The following is a 20,309-nucleotide window of genomic DNA, read 5'->3' on the forward strand; positions in this document are numbered from 1 at the left end:
TCGGGTGACGAGCCGGCCGAGGATGGCGGCTAGCGCTCGGGCGCGGAATCGGTGCGTCTGCGACTCCGGACGACGAAGACGACGCCGGTCCCGAGGATGAGCAGACCCGCACCCACCCACACCGCCGCGACGGCGATCGTGCCGCCTGTCGGAGGCAGAGGAGGAGGCTTGGGCGGCGTGTTGTGCTCGGTCGTGCACGCCGGGTCGAAAAGGTCGGCGCAGGTCGAAGGAGGAACATCCGCGGTGGCCAGAGCGGCGTTGCGGATCGTCGCATGCCACGCGTCACCGGCGACGGTCAATCGATACGTGAGGGTGACGCTCTGCCCAGGTGTGAGCGTGCCGATCGTCCAGACGAGCTTCGACGCGGCCGCGTCGACGAGCGCAGCGGTGCCCGTCGGCGGGCTCGTCGCGCTGACAGCGCCGAACGGCAGGACGGCGGCGAGGTCGTCGGTGACGACGACGTCGTGCACGGGCACGGTTCCGGTCGAGTCCACGGTGATGGTGTACGTGACGGCGTCACCGGGTCGGATCGTGGTTCCGGTGGGCGGGTCGCTCGTCTTGTGCACCGAGAACGCGCCCGCGGACCGATCGACGGAGTTGATGATCTCCAAGCCGATCGTCGGATCGGGGATGTCCTCCTGCGGGTGCGGCATGGAGATCACGACGGCACGAGCGCCCAGGCAGGGGAGCGTGCCGGAGTCGTCGCAGGGCTCCGTGACGGGTTCGGGCTGGCTCGCGAGGCCCTCGACGGTGAAGCCCGGAGCGTTCCAGTGCCAGGCGTCGTCGAGCAGGGCGGGCATTGTCGTCAGCGGCTCGGTGAGGGTGCAGACGGAGCCGACCGGGATGGTCACCGGCGGGTCGGTGTCGGGACCGACGACGATCCGCTCTCCTTCACTGAGGGCGAAGTCACCGCCGAGCGGGTCGCCGGTGCCGGGGACGCACTCCCACGTCATCGGGTACGACTGCGAGCGGTCCACAATCCCCTCCACGTTTCCGGTCACGAGCTTGGTGAGGAAGAACTCACCGAAGACGCGGCGGATCGGGTTCGTCACGAGGATCGGCGGGGCGAGCTCGACGTCGGGAATCGCTCGGTTCGTCCGTGTCACGACGATCGGTCCGCTGACGATCGCGGGCTCCCATGTGTACGACGGGTCGCCCTCGACGGGCTGGCCCTGCGCCCCCGGGACGTCCTCGGTCGCCGTGCAGACGGACCCGACGAGGATGCCGCCCTGCTCCCATTCCGCTGCCGTGGTGGCCTGCCACGTGCCGACCACAGGGTCATCCGAGCCGTAGACGCATGTCACGGTTCCCGTGAACACCCGATCGACGGGGACGAGGTCGCTCCCGGGTCCTGTCACGGCCTTGACGACCCGGACGTTCGAGTACACGCGGTGCACGGAGTTCGCGACGGATAGCAGCGCCGTCTCGCCGGACGTCAGCTCGACATCGTCGGGACTGTAGGTCGGCTCGTTCCATCCGAACGAGCCGTCGACCAGGTCGGCGGGATCGGGGGTGTCCTCGGTGATCGTGCACACGGCGGAGGCCGGTACCCGCTCGTCGGCAGGTGCGAACGCGGTGACGGTGGCGTTCGCCGTCACCGCGAAGCGGTCCGAGAACACCGCGTCGCCGAGCAGACATGTCCAGGTTCCGGCGAACGCGGCATCCGGTACAACGCCGCCGTCGGGGTCGACGAGCACCTTGGCGACGTCGAGTCCGGCGTAGAGGCGGCCGACCGTGTTCGTCACCGTGACGGTCGCGGTGCCGCCGGCCACGACGGTGACGGGGTCGCTCACTGTCGGCTCGAGCCATTCGAACGAGGCATCCGGGAGTCCCTCGGTGCCGGGGTCGTCCTCGGTCACGGTGCACACCGACTCCAGCAGCACATCGGGTCCGGTGAAGGTGCCGCCCGCGACCAGGGACCAGACGCCGGTGATCGGGGCATCCGTTCCGTAGACGCAGGAGTACGTGCCGGTGAACGTCGCTCCCGAGTCGACCGCGCCGAACGGGTCGACGACGTCCTTCGTGATCTGGAACGGGCTGCTCACGCGCACGATCGGGTTGACCGCCCAGAACGCGATGGTGGGGTCATCGCGTGTGAGCACGAACGGGCCGGTGTTCTCCGGAGTGGGTGCAGGTGGTTGGGTGTCGGCGGCGGGGCCCCACGTGAGGACGGGGGCTCCCCATGCGTAAGACGAGTCGACGAGAAGGTCGTTCGACGGCGTGTCTTCGTAGCCCGAGCACGTCCATCCGATGGACGCCGTGATCGGCACCTCGCCACCGTCTGCGATGACTCCATCGGCGTACCGCGTGGCGATCTCGGGTGCGTCGGGCACGGTGCACGATCCGTGCAGTGTGAAGTCATCGGCGCCGCCGCCGAGGTTCACGTAGCCCTGCGTCTGTCCCGTCACGAGCTTGCGCACCAGCACCGAGCCGGAGTCCCGGACGAGTGTGTTGGCGACGGTGATGACGTTGGGGCCCCCTGCCGACACCGTGACACCTGTCACCGTTGCCGCGAGCCAGCGGAACGCGGGATCGGCCGAGGGTGCTCCGAGGTCGCCCTCCGTAGCCGAGCAGTCCGCGGTGACGGGAACATCGTCGGCGAGCTCGACCCCGGCCGCACCGGCGGTCACGTCGACGGAGCCGCCGAACGAAGATCCGCCGTACGTGCATGACCAAGTGACGGGGTACGTCTGGTCGGGGTCGACGACGCCCTGCGCGCCCGCCACCGTCTTCACCAGACGCAACGGCACGAGCACGCGTTCGATCGGGTTCTCGACCTGGACCGTCGCAGTCCCGTCGACGGGCACCGCGATCGTCGCGTCCGCGGGCGTGTAGACCGGGGGTCCCCACGCATAAGACGCGTCCACGAGCTGCGACGGGTCGGGCGGTGCTTCGACCGCGACACAGGTCGAGCCGGCGGGAATGCCCGACTGCGTCGCGATCCCATCCGCCGGCACGGTCACCTGGTAGACGAAGCCCAGCCCGCAGTTCAGGTTCACGACGAACGTCGCGCCGGCCGCGAGCCCGCCGACCTCCCCGGTCACGTCCTTCTGTATCCCGACGGATCCGGTCCGCGGGGTGATGGGGTTCGTCGCGTTGATCTGCACTGGAACGGTCGCGTCGTTGAGAGCGAAGTCCACCGAGGGGCCTCCGGCGGGCGCTCCGCCGATGGAGAACTCCACGGGGTCCCAACCGAACGCCGGCGAGGTCGGATCGGGCGTCGCTGTCTCGGCGATCGTGCAGGTGGTGCCCAGCGGCAGGTCGACGCCGTCAGGAGGTGCCCAGTTCTCGCCGTCCGCAATGACGGCGATGTCGTCGAGGAGCGTCGCGCCGCCCAGCGAGCACACCACCGAGAAAGTGAACCCGCCGCCGTCGTAGCCGGCATCCTTCCCCGCGCCGACGACCGACTTCGTCAGCCGGAAGGTCCCGTCGAGGCGGTCGACGGTGTTGGTGACGGTGACCGCGGCGGGCGTCGTCGCCGACTCCACCACGACGGATGTCCCGGGGTCGTACGATGGCGGCAGCCATACATACGACGGATCGCCGGCGTTGGGCGGGGCCACCAGCGTCGCATCGTCCTCCCGCACCGTGCACGTCGACCCGAGCAGCAGACCCGTCACGGTCTGCGAGGACCCTTCCGTCAGGGCAACTGAAGCGCTGACAGGTGCGTCAGCGCCGTACACGCAGGAGTATGTGATGTCGAAGACGCGGCCGGGGTCGACGACGCCGTCGGGAGCGACGACCGCCTTGGTGATGGTGAGTGCACCGGTGACACGCACGACGGGGTTGTCGACCGTGACGGCCACGACCTGCCCTGGATCGGTGATCGTGACCGACGCCGGGGAGACGACCGGGTTCCCCCAGGCGTACGAACCGTCGATGAGGCCGCCGGTCGGGGAGGTCTCCGAGATGTCGCACGTCGTGCCGACGGGCAGATCGGGGGTCGTCGCTGCTCCGCCGACGCCCACCGGGATGGTCGCCGTGTAGCCGTTGTCGCACGAGAGGCCGATGTCGAAGGATGCCTGTGCCGTGACACCCGCCGTCTCGCCCGAGATGGACTTGGTCACCCGCACCGTCCCGAAGACGGCGATGGTGGGATTGGTGACCGTGAGTGTCGCGCTGCCGTTCGCGGGAACGATCGCCGTGATACCCGGAGCCCAGGTCGGGGTCCCCCACACGTATGCCGGCGACAGCAGGCCCGGGTCCGGCGTCTGCTCCTGCACCGCGCAGGAATTGCCGGCGGGAACCGTCACACTCGTGCTGCCGCCAGAAGCAACGGTGACCTGCCCCCGCGCCACGCCGCAGTCGTAGGTGACGACGAAGGGCTCACCCGTGCCGATGTAGCCGTCGCCGTCGACGACTTTCGCGATGATGAGCTCGCCGGTCTCGCGAGCGTAGGTGTTGGTGACCGTGATGCTCGTCGATGCGCCGTCGCCGATGGTGACCGAGGTCGGCGCGATCGCGCTGCCGGTCCAGGCGTAGCTGGGATCCGCGAAGTCGTCGGGTTGTGTCGTCAGCGTCTCCGAGAAGCTGCAGACGGAGCCCGCCGGGATGGGTGCGGTCGGTGTTGTGGCGGTGGCGGTTGTCGCGTTGATCGTGCCCGAGGTGGTGGGCCCGTTCGTGAGGGTGCACGAGTAGGCGACGGGGAAGACGCGCGCCGACCCGCCGATGTATCCGCCGGGGCCTTCTACCGACTTCGTGACGGCGAAGGTGCCGAAACGCTGCTCGACCTGGTTCGTGATGGTCACGGTGGCCGTCTGCTGGTCGGAGACCGTGACCGGCTGCGTCGAGTAGGCAGGTGCGCCCCATGCGAACGACGCGTTCAGGAGTCCCCCGGTGGGCGGATTCTCCGTCACCAGGCAAGAGCGGCCGGCGGGGATGCCGCTGACCGTGACGGGCGCCGACGTGGTCAGCGTCGTGAAGGTCCCGCTGTATCCGGCTCCGCAGTCGTAGGTGCCCGAGAAGGTCTTCGTGGCGCCACCCGTGTAACCCCCGACTGGATCGTCGACGACCTTCGAGATCTGCAGCGAGCCGGTCGCCTGCCGGTTGACGACGGCGCACGTGACCGTCGTAGCGGCCGGCAGGTCGGGCAGGGTCACGATTCCGGTCGCGGTCACGGGGTAGGACGTGCCCCCGGCGGTGCATGTCCAGTTCCCGACCTGGACGAACCCGGTCTCCGCTGCGCCGGTGCCCTGCTCGCTCAGCTGGTAGGTGCCCGCAATGACGCGCTTGCTCGTGACGGCATCCGATCCGGACGGTCCAGAGATGACCGTGCCTGCCGCCGCGCCCGACGTTCCGGTGGCAGTGAGAGTCCACAGCGCCGGACTGGCGGCGCCCCCCTGGACTTGCTTGACGAGAGTGAGCGTGGTCCGCGGCGTGTAGGTGTTGGTGAACGTGCAGGTGATGGACGGGTCGGGCAGGTAGGCCGGCGGTGGCACGTTCGCCAGCGTGACTTTGCGCGCGGCGACGTTCGTCGAGCCGGGGATCGTGACGAGCTGCCCCGCGGCGTTGTACTCCTGGCAGACGAGAGCCGACAGCGACCACCTGTCATCGCCGGGATCCGTCTCGGCCACCGTCACCGTGTTGCCGCTGACCAGCGACCGCTGCACAGTGCCTCCGTTTGCCAGGTTGAACGCACTGTTGGACCAGGGAGAGCCGTCGAGCGTCGATGTCGAGGTGAACGCGAACGACGGCGCACCAGGAGGACTGCCGACGACGTTCTTAACGATGCGCAGCGAACGCTCCTGCGCGATGGCGGCGTACATGCACGCGTGCGTCTGGGTGCCCTCGACGGTGGAGAAGACGTTCTGCGGAGTGCCGACTGGTGTTACGGGGCAGGTCGTCGAAGTTCCCGTGCCGATGAACCCGAGCATGACGAGCTTGAACGTGAGCCCGCCCTGCGACAGCGTCACGTTGGAGATCTGATTGGTGAACGTGAGGATGTCGTTGCAGCAGTTGCCGGCGCCGGTGTTGGGTGTCTCATCGAGTGTCCAGTTGAATGTCAGCGTGTTGGGGCTCGCGAAGCCCGTGAGGGTTGCGCGCAGGTCCCCTGTGAAGTAGCGGTCGTCGGCATAGACGGGGTTGTTGTAGTGCACCATCCGTCCGATGAGGAACGGGGCGCCATCGGTCACGGAGGAGACGGAGGAGGGCCGGAACCCGACCGCGCTCTGCGACGAGGTGCTGAGGTTCGCGGGGCACGACGAGGTGCTCTGGCCGGGGCGGCCGTGCGCGGTGAGAGCCTCGTTCGGCGCAGCGACGACTCCCGACGAGGTGGACGTGTTGGCAGGGGAGTAGCGGATGCAGTTGCCCGATGTGCCGTTGTCGACACCCTCTTGGTTGGCGAGCTGTCCCTGCACCGTGCCGAGGCTCACTGTGGCGGCGCTCGCGGCCGGCACAGGCCCGACCGTGGACGAGTAGAGGACGGACGATGCCGCCACCACGCCCACGACAAGCATCGCCAAAACGGAACGCAAACGTTTGCGGGCCGTGCGCTGCGCCATCAGAGACTTCCGATCCCACGAACCAAGCGGTGCTGCGATGCCCCGGCATCCGATGTCTCATTCAGTCACAAGGTGAGCTACTTGGACAAGCCCGATTCCAGTGCGTGCCTCGCGAGAGCTGCCGCCGCGGGGTGAAGACCGGTGCCGTTTCGATCCTCAGACTCCGGCACCGCTGCACCCCGAGAACCTCGCAGAAGCGAACCAGCCATAAACTGCCCTGAGGCCGAGGCGCTTCCGGCGCAGGCGACGGCGGGCGGGTGGAGAAGCATGCGACTGGGAATGATCGGTCTCGGGCGGATGGGCGCGAACCTGGTGCGGCGGCTGATGCGGGACGGCCACGAAGCCGTGGTCTTCGACGTCAGCCCCCGGGCGGTGGCCGCGCTCGCGAGCGAGGGCGCCGTCGGCATCGGCAGTGTCGCTGAGTTCGCGGCGACGCTCGAGTCGCCACGGGTGGTGTGGCTGATGATTCCGGCAGGGCTCACCGGGCGGGTCGTGGATGAGGTCGCGGCCGTGCTCGAGCCGGGTGACATCATCATCGACGGCGGCAACTCGAACTATCGCGACGACGTTCGGCGGGCTGCGAAGCTCAAGGAGAGCGGCATCCGCTACGTCGACGTGGGTACGAGCGGCGGCGTCTTCGGCCTGGAACGCGGCTACTGCCTGATGGTCGGCGGACCCGACGAGGCGCTGGAGATCATCGAGCCGATCCTGAAGACGATCGCCCCGGGACGCGGCGACATCCCACGCACACCAGGGCGCGAAGGGGACTACGCACCCGAGGAACTGGGGTATCTCCACTGCGGCCCGTCGGGGGCCGGTCACTACGTGAAGATGGTGCACAACGGCATCGAGTACGGCATCATGGCCGCACTCGCCGAGGGTTTGAACATCCTCGACAACGCGGATGCCGGCATCCGCGAGTCGGAGCATTCCGCCGAGGTCGCACCGCTCGAAGAGCCGGAGTTCTACCAGTTCACGATCGACACCCCGAAGGTCGCCGAGCTCTGGCGTCGCGGTTCGGTCATCTCTTCGTGGCTGCTGGATCTTACGGCGGCCGCGCTCGAGGCCAACCCCACGCTGGACGGCCTGGCGGGTCGCGTATCGGACTCGGGCGAAGGGCGGTGGACGATCAAGGCCGCGGTCGACACCGGAGTTCCCGTGCCGGTCCTTGCGGCATCCCTGTTCGAACGCTTCGCGTCACGGGGCGAGGACCACTACGCGAACCAGCTGCTCTCCGCCATGCGGCTGCAGTTCGGCGGACACCAGGAACTGCCCGCCGGCGATGTGCTGGAGGCGGGCAGTCGGAAGGCCGACTCCGACACCGCGTAGGTCTGGCAGGTCACGCGGGTCCGCGAGCCCACTCCTGGATCCGCGACAGTGAACCGCCGCGCAGCGTCGCCTACCGGTCCGACTCGAGGTTGAGCCAGGCCACCTCCTCGGGCGTCAGCGAGACCTTCAACGCGCCGAGACTGCTGTGCAGCTCGCCCGTCGTCGCCGGGCCGATCAGGGTCCAGGTGGGGAATGGCTGATACAAGACCCAGGCGAGCGCGATGTTGATCTCTTCGCAACCCTTCGCCGCTGCGAGTTCCGCCGCACGACGCTTGCGTTCGAAGTTCGCGTTGGAATACCAGCAGCGGACGAGCTCGGCATCCGATCGTCGGTCGGGAGCGGCGCGCGCCGTGAAGAACCCTCTCGCCTGGCTCGACCACGCGAGGAATGGAAAGTGGTTCTCCGCAAGCCATTGTCGGGAGTTCGGGTCGTTGGCGCTCAGGCATCCGGCCCACACCGGCTCGACAGGGGCCGCGAGACTCAGCTGGTTGTTGAGCAGCGAGAACCCCTGGAGGCCATGCGCGGCGGCATACGCGTTCGCCTCGGACAGCCGGTCGATGCTCCAGTTCGAGCCGCCGAAGATCCCGATCCGCCCCGCCACGCGATGGCTGTTCAGGACGTCGATGAACTCGCCGACCGGGACGTCGAGGTTGTCGCGGTGCATGATGTAGATCTCGCCGTGGTCAGTGCCCAGCCGCTCGAGACTGATCTCGAGCTGCTCGCTCAGTGCCTCGGGCGTGCAGTTCGGGGTATGAGCCCCCTTCACGATGAGCGACACGTCCTCGCGCACTCCGCGCGTCCGCAGCCAATGGCCGATCGATTCGTCGACCCCGTCGTAGTGGAAGGCGGTGTCGATGACGTTGCCGCCGCGTTCGAAGTAGTCGTCGAGCACGATCTGGCCACCGACTGTCGTCGTCGGAACCCCGCCCATCACGAGTCGGGCAAGTGGCCGTTCGACGCCCGGAAGGGAGGCGTATTCCATACCGGCCGTGTGATGGACGGACAGTCGCTCCGCCCAGAGCGGATGGACGAACTGGTCACGCCGCTCCGCACCGTAGACGACGCCGGCCTCCGCGCGCCAGGAGTCGAGAGCCCGCATATTGCCCAGAGTGTCCTCCGGGCTCATGGCCGGCGAGGGCGCCGCACGATCCGCGAGGTGACGAGCGACGGTGTCGACCTCGAAGTGGTACGCGTTGGCCGTGGTCTCTGTCTCGATCTCGCGATGCTCGCCGGAGTCGAGCGAGACGACGATCCGCGAGCCTGCTGCGCCGGGAAACCAGGGCTGATCGACGGTGATGCTGCCCTCTGATCCGTAGACGGCGACGGTGTTGGGCTGGTTCAAGAGCACGCCGGTGGTGAGTTCGGCCAGCAGGCCACCGTCGAACTCGAGCACCGCGGTCGAGTACAGGTCGGTCCCCTCGGCAGGGTCGAGCTGCGCGACAGCCTTGACCGAGACGGGTTCGGCGAACGGCAGGCCCTGCGCCGCACCCGCGAGAAGGCGGGCCATCGACATGCAGTAAGAGCCGACATCCAGGATGCCGCCACCGCCCAGGGCATTCGCGAAGAGCCTTCCCTCCGGATCGCGCGTCGTCTGGAAGCTGAACATCGCGCGGATGAGCCGGATGTCGCCGATCTCGCCGGATCGCACGATGTCGACCAGCTGTGCGGTCTGGGGGTGACACCGGTACATGAACGCCTCCATGAAGAAGACGTCGTTCTCGCGCGCGGCCGTGATGGCCGCCTCGGCCTGGGCGAATGTCAGGGCGGCGGGCTTCTCGGAGAGGATGTGCTTGCCGGCCCGGGCAGCCCGAATGATCCATTCCGCGTGCTGCGGGTGAGGCGTGCTGACGTACACGGCCTCGACGTTCGGATCCGCCAGAAGATCGTCGTACGAGCCATGCGCAGTCGGGATGTCGAACTCCTCGGCGAATGCGGTGGCCTTCGCGTGCTCGCGGCTGGCGACAGCCACGGCCGTTCCGGTCTCGGACGTCGCGAGCGTCTCAGCGAATCGATGCGCGATGTTGCCGGTGGCGAGGATGCCCCAGTTGACGTGCTTCATGAAAACGCGGTCCGTTCTGGTCGGGTGACGGTCTGTCTGAGGTGCCGGATGCCGGCGGCTCGCGGTGGGCTGATTCCCAGCGCGTCGGCATCCCACAAAGCTAAACGAGGGGGCTGGTCGCCGGTAGATCAGCTGTCGGGCGAGTCCGACATCCGACCTCATACGACAGGATGATGGAGAGCGCACACCGTTGTGCGCGGACCCGGGTCCGGGCACGGACCTCCGAGCATCTTCAGGAGGACATGGATGTCGGCACAACCTGCCCGCATTGCGGTGATCGGTGCAGGCGGCGTCAGCTCCATGCACTTCGACGGCTTTCAGATGCGTCCGGACCGCATCGATGTCGTGGCCGTGGTCGATCCGTCCGCCGAACGCAGAGAGTGGGCGACGCTCACGTACGGCATCCCCGAGTCGTTCTCGTCGATACGCGAAGCGCTCGACACCGTCGACTTCGACGTTGCCGTGGTGTGCACTCCGAGCCACGTGCGCCTCGAAACGGTGCGCGAACTGGCTGCAGCGGGCACGCACATCCTCGTGGAGAAGCCCATGGCCGCCGGGCTGGATGAGGCGCTCGAACTGGTGCGAGCCGCCGACGAAGGCGGAGTCCAGCTCGCCGTCGACCAGAACTTCCGCGAGTACTACGGTTTCGAGCTCGCCCGCGGGCTGATCGCGGCGGGCCGCATCGGACGGGTCCGCGCGATCAATCACCGCGAGCTCATGCACCGACAGGACGAGGGCTGGCGCAATGAGCAGGCGCACCATGCGCTGATGGTGATGGGGGTGCACTGGCTCGACGGCTTCCGCATGCTCGTTCCGGATGACGCCACATGGCTCGTCGCACGCACCTTCTCGGCGCCATCCGTCACCGCGATCGGCGAGACCGACGCGAGCATCCAGATCCACTTCGGCGATGTGACCGTCACCTACACCGACAGCTTCGCGAGCTGGATAACGGACTGGGACACCATCGTGCTCGGGGATGAGGGAACACTGCGGATCACCGACGGCAAGGTCGTCGTGGCCACGGCGGCGGGCGCCGAGGAGTTCGTCAATGAGTACTCACTCGACGGCAACAAGCCGCTGTCGGCCTACCGCGCTCTCGAGAAGCTGCTGGATGCGATCGACAGCGGAACCGAGGCATCCAACTCCGGTCGCGACAATCTGAAGACGATTTCCCTCATCGACGGTGCTTACCGATCCGCGGCCACCGGCGAGCCGGTGACCTTCGTCGATGGTCTGCTGCCCTGACTCCCCTTGACCTACCACCGAGAGAGAGAACATGACCCCCGAACACATCCGCCGCGGAGGGCTCGTTCCCGCGGGCACGGCACTCGTCGAACCCCAGGAATGGGGACGGCTGGAATGGATGGTCGCCGACTCGCAGGGCAACTCAGACGTGCTCACCGTGGGGAAGTGCTTCATCCAGCCCGGAAAGAACAACCCGGTTCACCATCACCCCAACTGCGATGAGGTGCTCATGGTGGTGCGGGGCACCATCCGCCACCGGGTGAACGACGAGTACGTCGAGATGCGCCCCGGCGACACGATCTCGATCCCGATGGGAGCGACGCACAACGCCGTCAACATCGGCGATGACGAGTGCGAGCTCTTGATCATCTTCGACACGGCTCGTCGGCAGGTGATAGGCGAGTGAGCGCACTGCGCAGGGCATTCTCCAAGCCCGTCGCCGCTGGTGAGCTGGGCGGCTACGTGTCCGGCTTCCGGGCCGAGGGATACGAGGGCTTGCAGCTGAAGGGCGCGCAGTACGAGCGGTACATCGATACTCCAGAGCGAGCGCTCGACGAACTGGGAACGGATGTCGGCATCTACTCCGGGCTTATCATGGGCGACTCGCTCGACCCCCAGGGGCTCGCCCGGATCGACAAGGTCATCGACTTCGCCGCGACGGTCGGCGCGGAGCGGATCATCTTCTGCCATGGTCATCCGCACGAAGGGGTGGACCGCGAGCTGCGGCGATCCTTCGCGCAGACGCTCGCCGGGGTGGCCGCGAGTGCACACGATCGGGGAGTTCGGTTCTCGCTGCACCACCACACCGATCAGCCCGTCATGGTGCTCAGCGACTTCCACGAGTTCTTCGAGGGGATGGAGCCGGGGCTGCTCGGACTCACCGTCGACACCGCGCACCTCGCGCGCTCCGGAGTGGAGGACCTCCCGGGCTTCATCGACGAGTTCGGTGGTTTCGTCGACAACGTGCATCTCAAGGACTACGCCGATGACGATTGGCGCATCGTCGGCCGAGGAGATCTGGATCTGGTCGGGGTCCTCACCGCACTGGATCGTGCCGGCTATGACGGCTGGCTGTGCATCGACGAGGAGAGCTCCGCATCGCTCCCGGACGGATTCCGGATGTCTCGCGAGTGGCTCGAGGCGCAGGGGCGCTGAGCCCTCCGTTCGGTCACCCGGGCGGCACGCCCCGGCCCATGGACGGCTCCGAGGGGTCTCGCCGAGTGTCGCGTTCTGTGTGAGAATCGTGGCGATCGGATCAACACGCTCAAGCGTCGATCGACCTCCCCTATCTCTGCATCCAGGGATGCCGGCCACGCTCGGGCCGCGGGTTCTCCTCGTGTGAGAACTTGGGAAGTGGATCTTTCGTGGACGAAGCAGGTCGGCCAGCTCACGGCGCTCAGCGAGTTCCCGCAGCGATGACCGCAGTGCCGGGCCGCGGCGAGCCTGCTCGAGAAGCGAACAGCGGCGGTGTCGAGTTCGGGCCGACTGCCCTATCGCTGCCCAAGGGCGGCGGCGCCATCCGGGGAATCGGCGAGAAGTTCTCGACCAACCCGGTCACCGGCACCGGTTCGCTGAGTGTTCCCATCTACACCAGCCCCGGGCGATCAGGTTTCGGTCCGCAGCTCTCGCTCTCTTACGATTCCGGTGCCGGAAATGGCCCGTTCGGCTGGGGCTGGAACCTGTCGACCCCCGCCGTGACCCGCAAGACGGACAAAGGGCTGCCGGCCTACCGGGATGGTGACGAGTCCGATGTCTTCCTTCTGTCCGGGGCCGAGGACCTGGTGCCGGTTCCGCACGGGGACGGTGACGACGGACAGCGCGAGATCGACGGTGTGACCTACCTCGTCCGGCGTTATCGTCCTCGCATCGAGGGCCCGTTCGCCAGGATCGAGCGATGGAGCGCGCCGTCCTCCGGCGAGACCCACTGGCGAAGCATCTCTCGCGACAACGTCACGACGCTGTACGGCAGGACGCCGGAGAGCCGGATCAGCGATCCCGCCGACATCCGGCACGTCTTCAGCTGGCTGGTCTGCGAATCGTACGACGACAAGGGCAACGCGGTCGCCTATGACTATGCTGCGGAGGATTCCCAGGGCGTCGACCTGTCACAGGCCAACGAGCGCAACCGCAGCCGGACGGCCAACCGCTATCTGAAGCGGATCAGATACGGCAACCGGGTCTCGCGGTTGATCGAGCCGGACCTCGACCGGGCAACGTGGATGTTCGAGGTCGTCTTCGACTACGACGAGGGCCACTGCGAACAGGTGGACTTCGATCCCGCTGTGCCCGAGGCCGAACAGCACCGGCGGGTTCGCGCATCGTCCGCACCGGCGGAGTCCTGGACGGCTCGCCCAGACCCCTTCTCGTCCCACCGCGCCGGATTCGAGGTGCGCACCTATCGACGATGCCGTCAGGTGCTGATGTTCCACCGCTTCGACGAACTGGGCGATGAACCCCGCCTGGTGCGCGCCACCGCGTTCGAGTACGCGGACCTCGACTATTCGCAGTCCCCGACGATCGAAGACGAGCTGCTCCATCAGGGCAGCACCCGTTCTGCCTCCTTGATCCGCACCGCCACCCAGTCGGGGTTCATCCGCGATGAGACCGTCTCGGTCGTACGGCGCGGCGCCGCCGCGTACGTCACCTACCTGACGAAGTCCCTGCCGCCGCTCGAACTCGAGTACAGCAGGGCCGCCATCCAGGAGCACATCCGAGAGCTCGATGCGGACAGCCTCGAGAACCTGCCCGGCGGGGTGGACGACGCCACGTACCACTGGGCCGACCTGGACGGGGAGGGGCTCGCCGGCATCCTGACGGAGCAGGCCGATACGTGGCTCTACAAGGCGAACCTCGGCGCAGGGCGGTTCGCCCGAGCCGAAGCGGTTGCCGCCAAACCCTCGACGGCCACCCTGCAAGGGGGAAGGCAGCAACTGCTCGACCTGGCCGGAGACGGCCAGCTCGACCTGGTGACCTTCGCCGGACCCACCCCCGGCTTCTTCGAGCGCACTCCTGATGCGAACTGGGAGCCTTTCAGAGCATTCGCCAGCCTGCCCAACCTCTCGTGGGATGACCCGAACCTGCGTTTCGTGGACTTGAACGGCGACGGGTATGCCGATGTGCTGATCACCGAGCACGACGCCCTGACGTGGCATCCGTCATTGGCGGAGGACGGATTCGGCCCTGCCGAGCATGCTCGCCGTTCTTCGGACGAAGAGCAGGGTCCACGCCTCGTCTTCGCCGATGGTTCCGAGTCGATCTACCTTGCGGATATGGCGGGCGATGGCCTCACCGATCTCGTCCGCATCCGCAACGGCGAGGTGTGCTACTGGCCGAACCAGGGATACGGCCGGTTCGGTCCCAAGGTCACGATGGACGATGCTCCGTGGTTCGACAAACCCGACCGGTTCGACCAGAAGTGCATCCGCCTCAATGACATCGACGGGTCGGGCGCCAACGACGTGATCTATCTGGGCCGCGACGGGGTCGATCTGTATTTCAATCAGTCCGGCAACCGGTGGAGCAGACCACGACGCCTTGGAGAGTTTCCATCGGTCGACTTTCTCGCCTCGGTGAGGACGGTCGACCTGCTCGGCACCGGCACGGCCTGTCTGGTCTGGTCGTCACCGTTGCCCGGTGACACGCGGCGGCCGTTGCGGTACATCGACCTGATGGGCTCCGTGAAACCGCATCTGCTGATCAAGGCGGTCAACAACCTCGGCGCGGAGACCCACATCCACTATGCGCCGTCGACGACGTTCTACCTCGCCGACAAGCTCGCGGGCACACCGTGGGTCACCAGGATCCCCTTCCCCGTCCATGTCGTCGATCGGGTCGACACGTTCGACCGCGTCAGCGGCAACCGCTTCGCGACGCGCTACTCCTACCATCACGGATACTTCGACGGGGTCGAACGCGAGTTCCGGGGCTTCGCCCGAGTGGATCAGACCGACACGGAGGAGTTCGCCGCACTCGGTGATCGACACCTGCTCGGCACGAACCTCGACGAGTCTTCCCACGTTCCGCCCGTTCTCACGCGCACGTGGTTCCACACGGGTGCGTATCTGGGACGGGACCGCCTCGCGAACTTCTTCGCCGGACTGCTGGATGACGCGGACACCGGCGAGTACTACCGAGAGCCGGATGACTTCGGGATGCCGGTGCCCGATGCGCGCGCGAGACGGCTCCTTCTCGGGGAATCCGTCATGCCGCTCGGGTTGACGGCCGGAGAGGAGCGCGACGCATGCCGCGCTCTGAAGGGCTCGATGCTGCGCCAGGAGGTCTATGCCTTGGACGGCACCGACATCCAGCAGCATCCCTATGTCGTCACCGACAAGAATTTCACCGTCCGTTGCCTGCAGCGCCAGGCGGGCAACAGCCGCGCGGTGTTCTTCACGCATCCCCGAGAGGCACTCACCACTCAATACGAGCGGAACCCCGGGGATCCCCGCATCGCCCACTCCCTGACGCTCGACGTCGACGACTTCGGCAACGTGCTGCGCTCCGCCGCTGTCAGCTATGGCCGTCAGGAGACCGATCCGGGATTGGAAATCGCAGACCAGATCGAGCAGGCGCGACTGCACGTCTTCTGCACCGAGAACGAGTTCACCAACCAGATCGACGAGGATGACGCCTACCGCACGCCGCTGGCCGCCGAGACTCGCAGCTACGAACTGGCCGGGCTGACCCCGGAAGGCGACGGTGCGCGCTTGGGGTGGGATGCCGTCTTCGCTGCTTTGGACGCTGCCGACGAGATTCCCTACGAGCAACCGGCGGGGCCCGGCCAGAAGCGTCTGATCGAGCATGTGCGCACCCAGTACCGGCCCGATGATCTGGGTGCCGCCGCCGGCGATCCGTCAGCGCTCCTGCCCGTGCGTGTGGCCGAGGCGCTCGCCGTGAGCGGTGAGACCTACAAGCTGGCCTTCACGCCCGGCCTCGTCCTGGACCTCTTCGGAGATCGCGTCTCACCCGCAATGCTCGCCGACGAAGGCGGGTACGTGGATGTCGACGGTGACGGACGCTGGTGGGTGCCCGCTGGCCGCACGTTCCTCTCGCCAGAGCCCGCCGACACCCCGGGGCAAGAGCTGGCGACCGCGCAGGAGCACTTCTTCCTTCCGCGCCGGTATCAGGACCCGTTCGGCAACGTGGCGACCGCGACCGCGGACGACTATGACCTGCTCGGCGTCGAAACACGGGACCCGCTCGGCAACACCGTCACGGCCGTCAACGACTACCGAACGCTTCAGCCGCGGCTCGTCTCCGATCCCAACGGCAACCGATCGGAGGTCGCGTTCGACGCGCTGGGCATGGTGGTCGGCACCGCCGCGATGGGCAAGCCGGATGAGGGGATCGGCGACACCCTGGAGGGGTTCGAGTCCGAGCTGACCGAAGCCGAGATGCTCGCGCATCTCGCCGACCCCCTCGGGGCTCCTCACAGCATCCTGCGGGGGGCGACTACTCGGCTGGTGTACGACCTTTCCGCCTACCAGCGCACCCAGTCCGCCGCACAGCCGTCGCCATCCGTCGTGTACTCGCTCGCGCGCGAGACGCACGCCGCCGACCTGCTGGAGGGCGAGAACACCAGAATCCAGCATGCCTTCGCCTATTCCGATGGATTCGGTCGAGACATCCAGCAGAAGATCCAGGCGGAGCCTGGACCTCTGGTCGAAGGCGACGCCCCCGTCGACCCGCGTTGGGTCGGCAGCGGCTGGACGGTGTTCAGCAACAAGGGCAGGCCGGTGCGGCAGTTCGAGCCCTTTTTCACCGGCACGCATGGCTTCGAGTTCGACACCCGCCAGGGCGTCAGCCCCATCCTCTGCTACGACCCGCTGGGGCGTGTCGTCGCGACCGTCCACCCCGACCACACCTGGCAGAAGGTGGTGTTCGATCCGTGGCGGCAGGAGAGCTGGGATGCCGGTGACACGGCGCGGATCGGCAATCCCGGAGCAGACCTCGATGTGGGCGGCCACTTCTCGCGTCTGCCCGCGGATTCCTACCTGCCCACGTGGTACCAGCAGCGCAGCGGCGGCGCGCTCGGTGCGCAGGAGCTTGCGGCCGCCATCCGAACGTCGGTGCCGGCGGACACACCGACGGTCGTCCACCTGGACGGTCTCGGTCGTGCGTGCCTGACGATCGCGCACAACAGGGTCGAGCGCACGGGAACCCCGATCGAGGAGTCATTCCTGCGTACGCGCGTGGCGTTCGACATTGAGGGCAATCAGCGCGACATCGTCGACGCACTCGATCGCACGGTCATGCACTACGACTACGACATGCTCGGCAACCAGGTGCACGCCGCCAGCGGGGAGGCCGGCGAACGCAGGATTCTCGGTGACGCAGGCGGCAAGCCGATCCGCACCTGGGATGGCCGCGGCCACGCCTTCCGCACCGAGTACGACGCGCTGCGCAGGCCACGGCACACGTTCGTCGCGGGGAGCGACGCCATGCAGTCAGACCCGCGCGTGCTCGGGCACGAGGTGATGTTCGCGAGCATCGAGTACGGCGAGGGGCAAGACGATGACGTCGCGCTGAACCTGCGCACCCGGACTTCGAAGGTGTTCGACGGCGCAGGCGTCGTCACCAGCGAAGCGTATGACTTCAAGGGCAACCTGCAGCGAGGCAATCGCCGTCTCGCGAGGGACTACAAGGGTGTGCCGGACTGGTCGGGGGTGGTCGCCTTGGAGGACGAGAGCCACACGACTTCCACCGCCTACGACGCCCTGAACCGGCCTGTTACCGCGACATCCGCCGACGGCAGCGTCATGCGTGCCGCCTACAACGAGGCGGGATTGCTCGAGCGCATCGACGTCAACCTGCGTGGCGAGGTGCGGGATGACGGGCCGGTGTGGACACCTTTCGTCACCGGCATCGAGTACGACGCCAAGGGACAGCGCCGATCGATCGCCCATGGCAGCGGCGCCGGGTCGGACCGGCGGGGGGTGACCACGACCTACTCCTACGACCCGCTCACATTCCGCCTGGTTCGCCTGCTCACGAGCCGGGATGCGACAGCCTTCCCGGATGAGGACGTGGTGCAGGACCTCCGCTACACCTACGACCCGATCGGCAACATCACGCACATCCAGGATGACGCGCAGCAGGCGGTCTTCTTCCGCAACCAGCGCGTCGAGCCGAGCGCCGACTACACCTACGACGCGCTCTCGCAACTGGTCGAAGCCACCGGCCGTGAGCACATCGGCCAGCTGAGCAACCCGGAGACGAGCTGGAGTGACGAGTTCCGCGTCGGTCGACCTCATCCCAACGACGAAGGAGCGATGCGGCGCTACGCCGAGCAATACGCGTACGACGACGCCGGCAACATCCGCGAACTGGCTCACCGTGCCGCTGACGGAGACTGGACACGCCTCTACTCCTATGCGGAACCCAGCCTGATCGACGGCGCGACGTTCAGCAACCGGCTGAGCTCGACCCGAGTCGGCAGCGGACCGCGGGAAATCCATACCTACGACGCCCACGGCAACATGACGCGGATGTCGCACCTCTCGGTGATGCAGTGGACCTTCCTCGACCAGCTGGGGGCGACCAGTCGGCAGGTGGTCAGCGCCGGCACGCCGGAGACGACCTGGTACGTCTATGACGGCTTGGGCCAGCGCGTCCGCAAGATCACCGAACGGCAGGCGGCAACGGACGTCGTGCCCACGCGGAAGACCGAGCGCGTTTACCTCGGCGGGTTCGAGCTGTACCGCGAGTACGGCGACTTCGACGCGGTGCCCACATTGGAGCGCCAGACGCTGCACATATCGGACGGCTCCCAGCGGGTGGCGATGGTCGAGACGCTCGCTTCGGGTGACGACGGTTCTCCGGCGCAGCTCATCCGGTACCAGCTCGGCAACCACCTCGGCTCGGCCAGTCTCGAACTGGATGATCAGGCTCGGATCATCTCCTACGAGGAGTACTACCCGTATGGCAGCACGTCGTATCAGGGCGTGGATGCCGGCATCCGGGCGGCGGCGAAGCGGTACCGCTACACGGGGATGGAGCGCGACGAGGAGACCGGTCTGTCGTATCACGGTGCGCGGTACTACGCCCCGTGGCTGGCGCGATGGACCGCTTGCGACCCTCTCGGAGCTCAGACGCCGACGAGGTCAACGTATTCGGCTTTCGCAAATAGCCCAACACTATTCATCGACCCCGACGGCAAACAACCACAATCTGATTTCATCGATGCGATGCATCGCCGAGTCGACGAGATACAAGCAGATCTCGACAATGGCGTGAGTGATGAAACGGCAAGAGCGTATGGGGCAGAACTGAGAGCCGACGAAAAGATCGCGACGGTATATGGCCTGGCGTCAATGACTGCGGATGACTGGGCGAACACTTTGATGCAGATCAAGCTCAGCGATCTCGATCCCCGCAAGATGATGGAGGATTGGGCGACAAGCACGGCCGAGAGCTTGGCTCCGCTGCTCAGCGACAACCCACAAGAAAGAGAGTTGGCGAAGGGCGGTCTGGGAATCGACTTCGGATTCTGGTCGATCGGGGCATTGATCGACGTAGGTCCTCTAGTGAGCGCCGTGCGCGGACCCCGTGGAATCATCAGTGGTTCTGTGGCGAAGCCATCGGCTGGGCCATCAATTTCGGGTGTACGAACGGCGCTGCACAACGAGCCGATAGCCACCAGGGCCGTGGACGGGATCGAAGGCGTACCCGTCATCATGGCGCAGGGACCGGACAGGGAGGCTGCCGCTCAACTCCGGCATTTCGCCGAGGGCCAGGGCTTCTCTGTCACCGTCGACCCTCGCAACCGAGAGTGGGTCGCGATTGCGACCGGTGCCAGGGAAACACCCGATGTTGCCTTCCTCCGATCGGGAGAGACCGTCCCCGCCGCACTTCGAAACGGGACCCACCTTCACGGCGCCAGTTTTCTTTCGCGAAGGCCGGTCACGTTCGCTGAGGCGCGGACAGGTCACACAGGGATGTTCGGCGGAGCGGCGATCCTGGGACCGGATGGTTCCGTCCAAATCACGCTTCAGTCCGGCGTACTCAACCAGTCGTATGTAATCAATCAATGCCGAATGGCCGGTCTCCCCGTGGGAATTCCGACAACCACGGCGCCTGATCTCGAGGGCGAGATGTTGAGATCGATCTTCGAAGGTATGGGTTTCGACGCGACTATTCGGCGGTGACGGCATTGCAATGGTGTGAATTTCGGC

7 protein-coding genes are annotated in these 20,309 nt (G+C 66.9%); 5 read left to right on the forward strand and 2 right to left on the reverse strand.

Annotation, left to right across the window (positions count from 1 at the left end; translation table 11 throughout):
- Positions 1 to 29: 29 nt before the first annotated feature.
- Positions 30 to 6,500, reverse strand: a complete 6,471-nt coding sequence (locus tag ABD188_RS05945; protein WP_344059470.1) for a DUF5979 domain-containing protein — start codon at positions 6,498 to 6,500, stop codon at positions 30 to 32.
- 267 nt (positions 6,501 to 6,767) lie between these two features.
- On the opposite strand from ABD188_RS05945, the gene gnd reads away from it, so the two are divergent.
- Positions 6,768 to 7,829, forward strand: a complete 1,062-nt coding sequence (gene gnd, locus ABD188_RS05950) for a phosphogluconate dehydrogenase (NAD(+)-dependent, decarboxylating) (RefSeq protein WP_344059472.1) — start codon at positions 6,768 to 6,770, stop codon at positions 7,827 to 7,829.
- Between the two features lie 70 nt (positions 7,830 to 7,899).
- Here gnd and ABD188_RS05955 read toward each other — a convergent pair whose 3' ends face one another.
- On the reverse strand, positions 7,900 to 9,888 hold the full coding sequence (locus ABD188_RS05955; RefSeq protein WP_344059474.1) for an aldo/keto reductase: 1,989 nt from the start codon (positions 9,886 to 9,888) through the stop codon (positions 7,900 to 7,902).
- Between the two features lie 246 nt (positions 9,889 to 10,134).
- Between ABD188_RS05955 and ABD188_RS05960 the strand changes: the two genes are divergently transcribed.
- The 4 genes from ABD188_RS05960 (at position 10,135) to ABD188_RS05975 (ending at position 20,282) form a co-directional block, all read left to right on the forward strand.
- A complete protein-coding gene (locus ABD188_RS05960) occupies positions 10,135 to 11,136 on the forward strand; it encodes a Gfo/Idh/MocA family protein (protein ID WP_344059476.1) in 1,002 nt (333 codons plus the stop codon).
- A gap of 31 nt (positions 11,137 to 11,167) precedes the next feature.
- A complete protein-coding gene (locus ABD188_RS05965) occupies positions 11,168 to 11,542 on the forward strand; it encodes a cupin domain-containing protein (RefSeq protein ID WP_344059478.1) in 375 nt (124 codons plus the stop codon).
- A complete protein-coding gene (locus tag ABD188_RS05970) occupies positions 11,539 to 12,291 on the forward strand; it encodes a sugar phosphate isomerase/epimerase family protein (RefSeq protein ID WP_344059481.1) in 753 nt (250 codons plus the stop codon). Before ABD188_RS05965 ends, ABD188_RS05970 begins: the two co-directional genes overlap by 4 nt.
- Before the next feature lie 260 nt (positions 12,292 to 12,551).
- Positions 12,552 to 20,282: a SpvB/TcaC N-terminal domain-containing protein gene (locus ABD188_RS05975; RefSeq protein WP_344059483.1), complete on the forward strand. Its 7,731-nt coding sequence runs from the start codon at positions 12,552 to 12,554 to the stop codon at positions 20,280 to 20,282.
- Positions 20,283 to 20,309: the final 27 nt, after the last annotated feature.

The organism is Microbacterium pumilum, from assembly GCF_039530225.1.
GTDB lineage: Bacteria > Actinomycetota > Actinomycetes > Actinomycetales > Microbacteriaceae > Microbacterium > Microbacterium pumilum.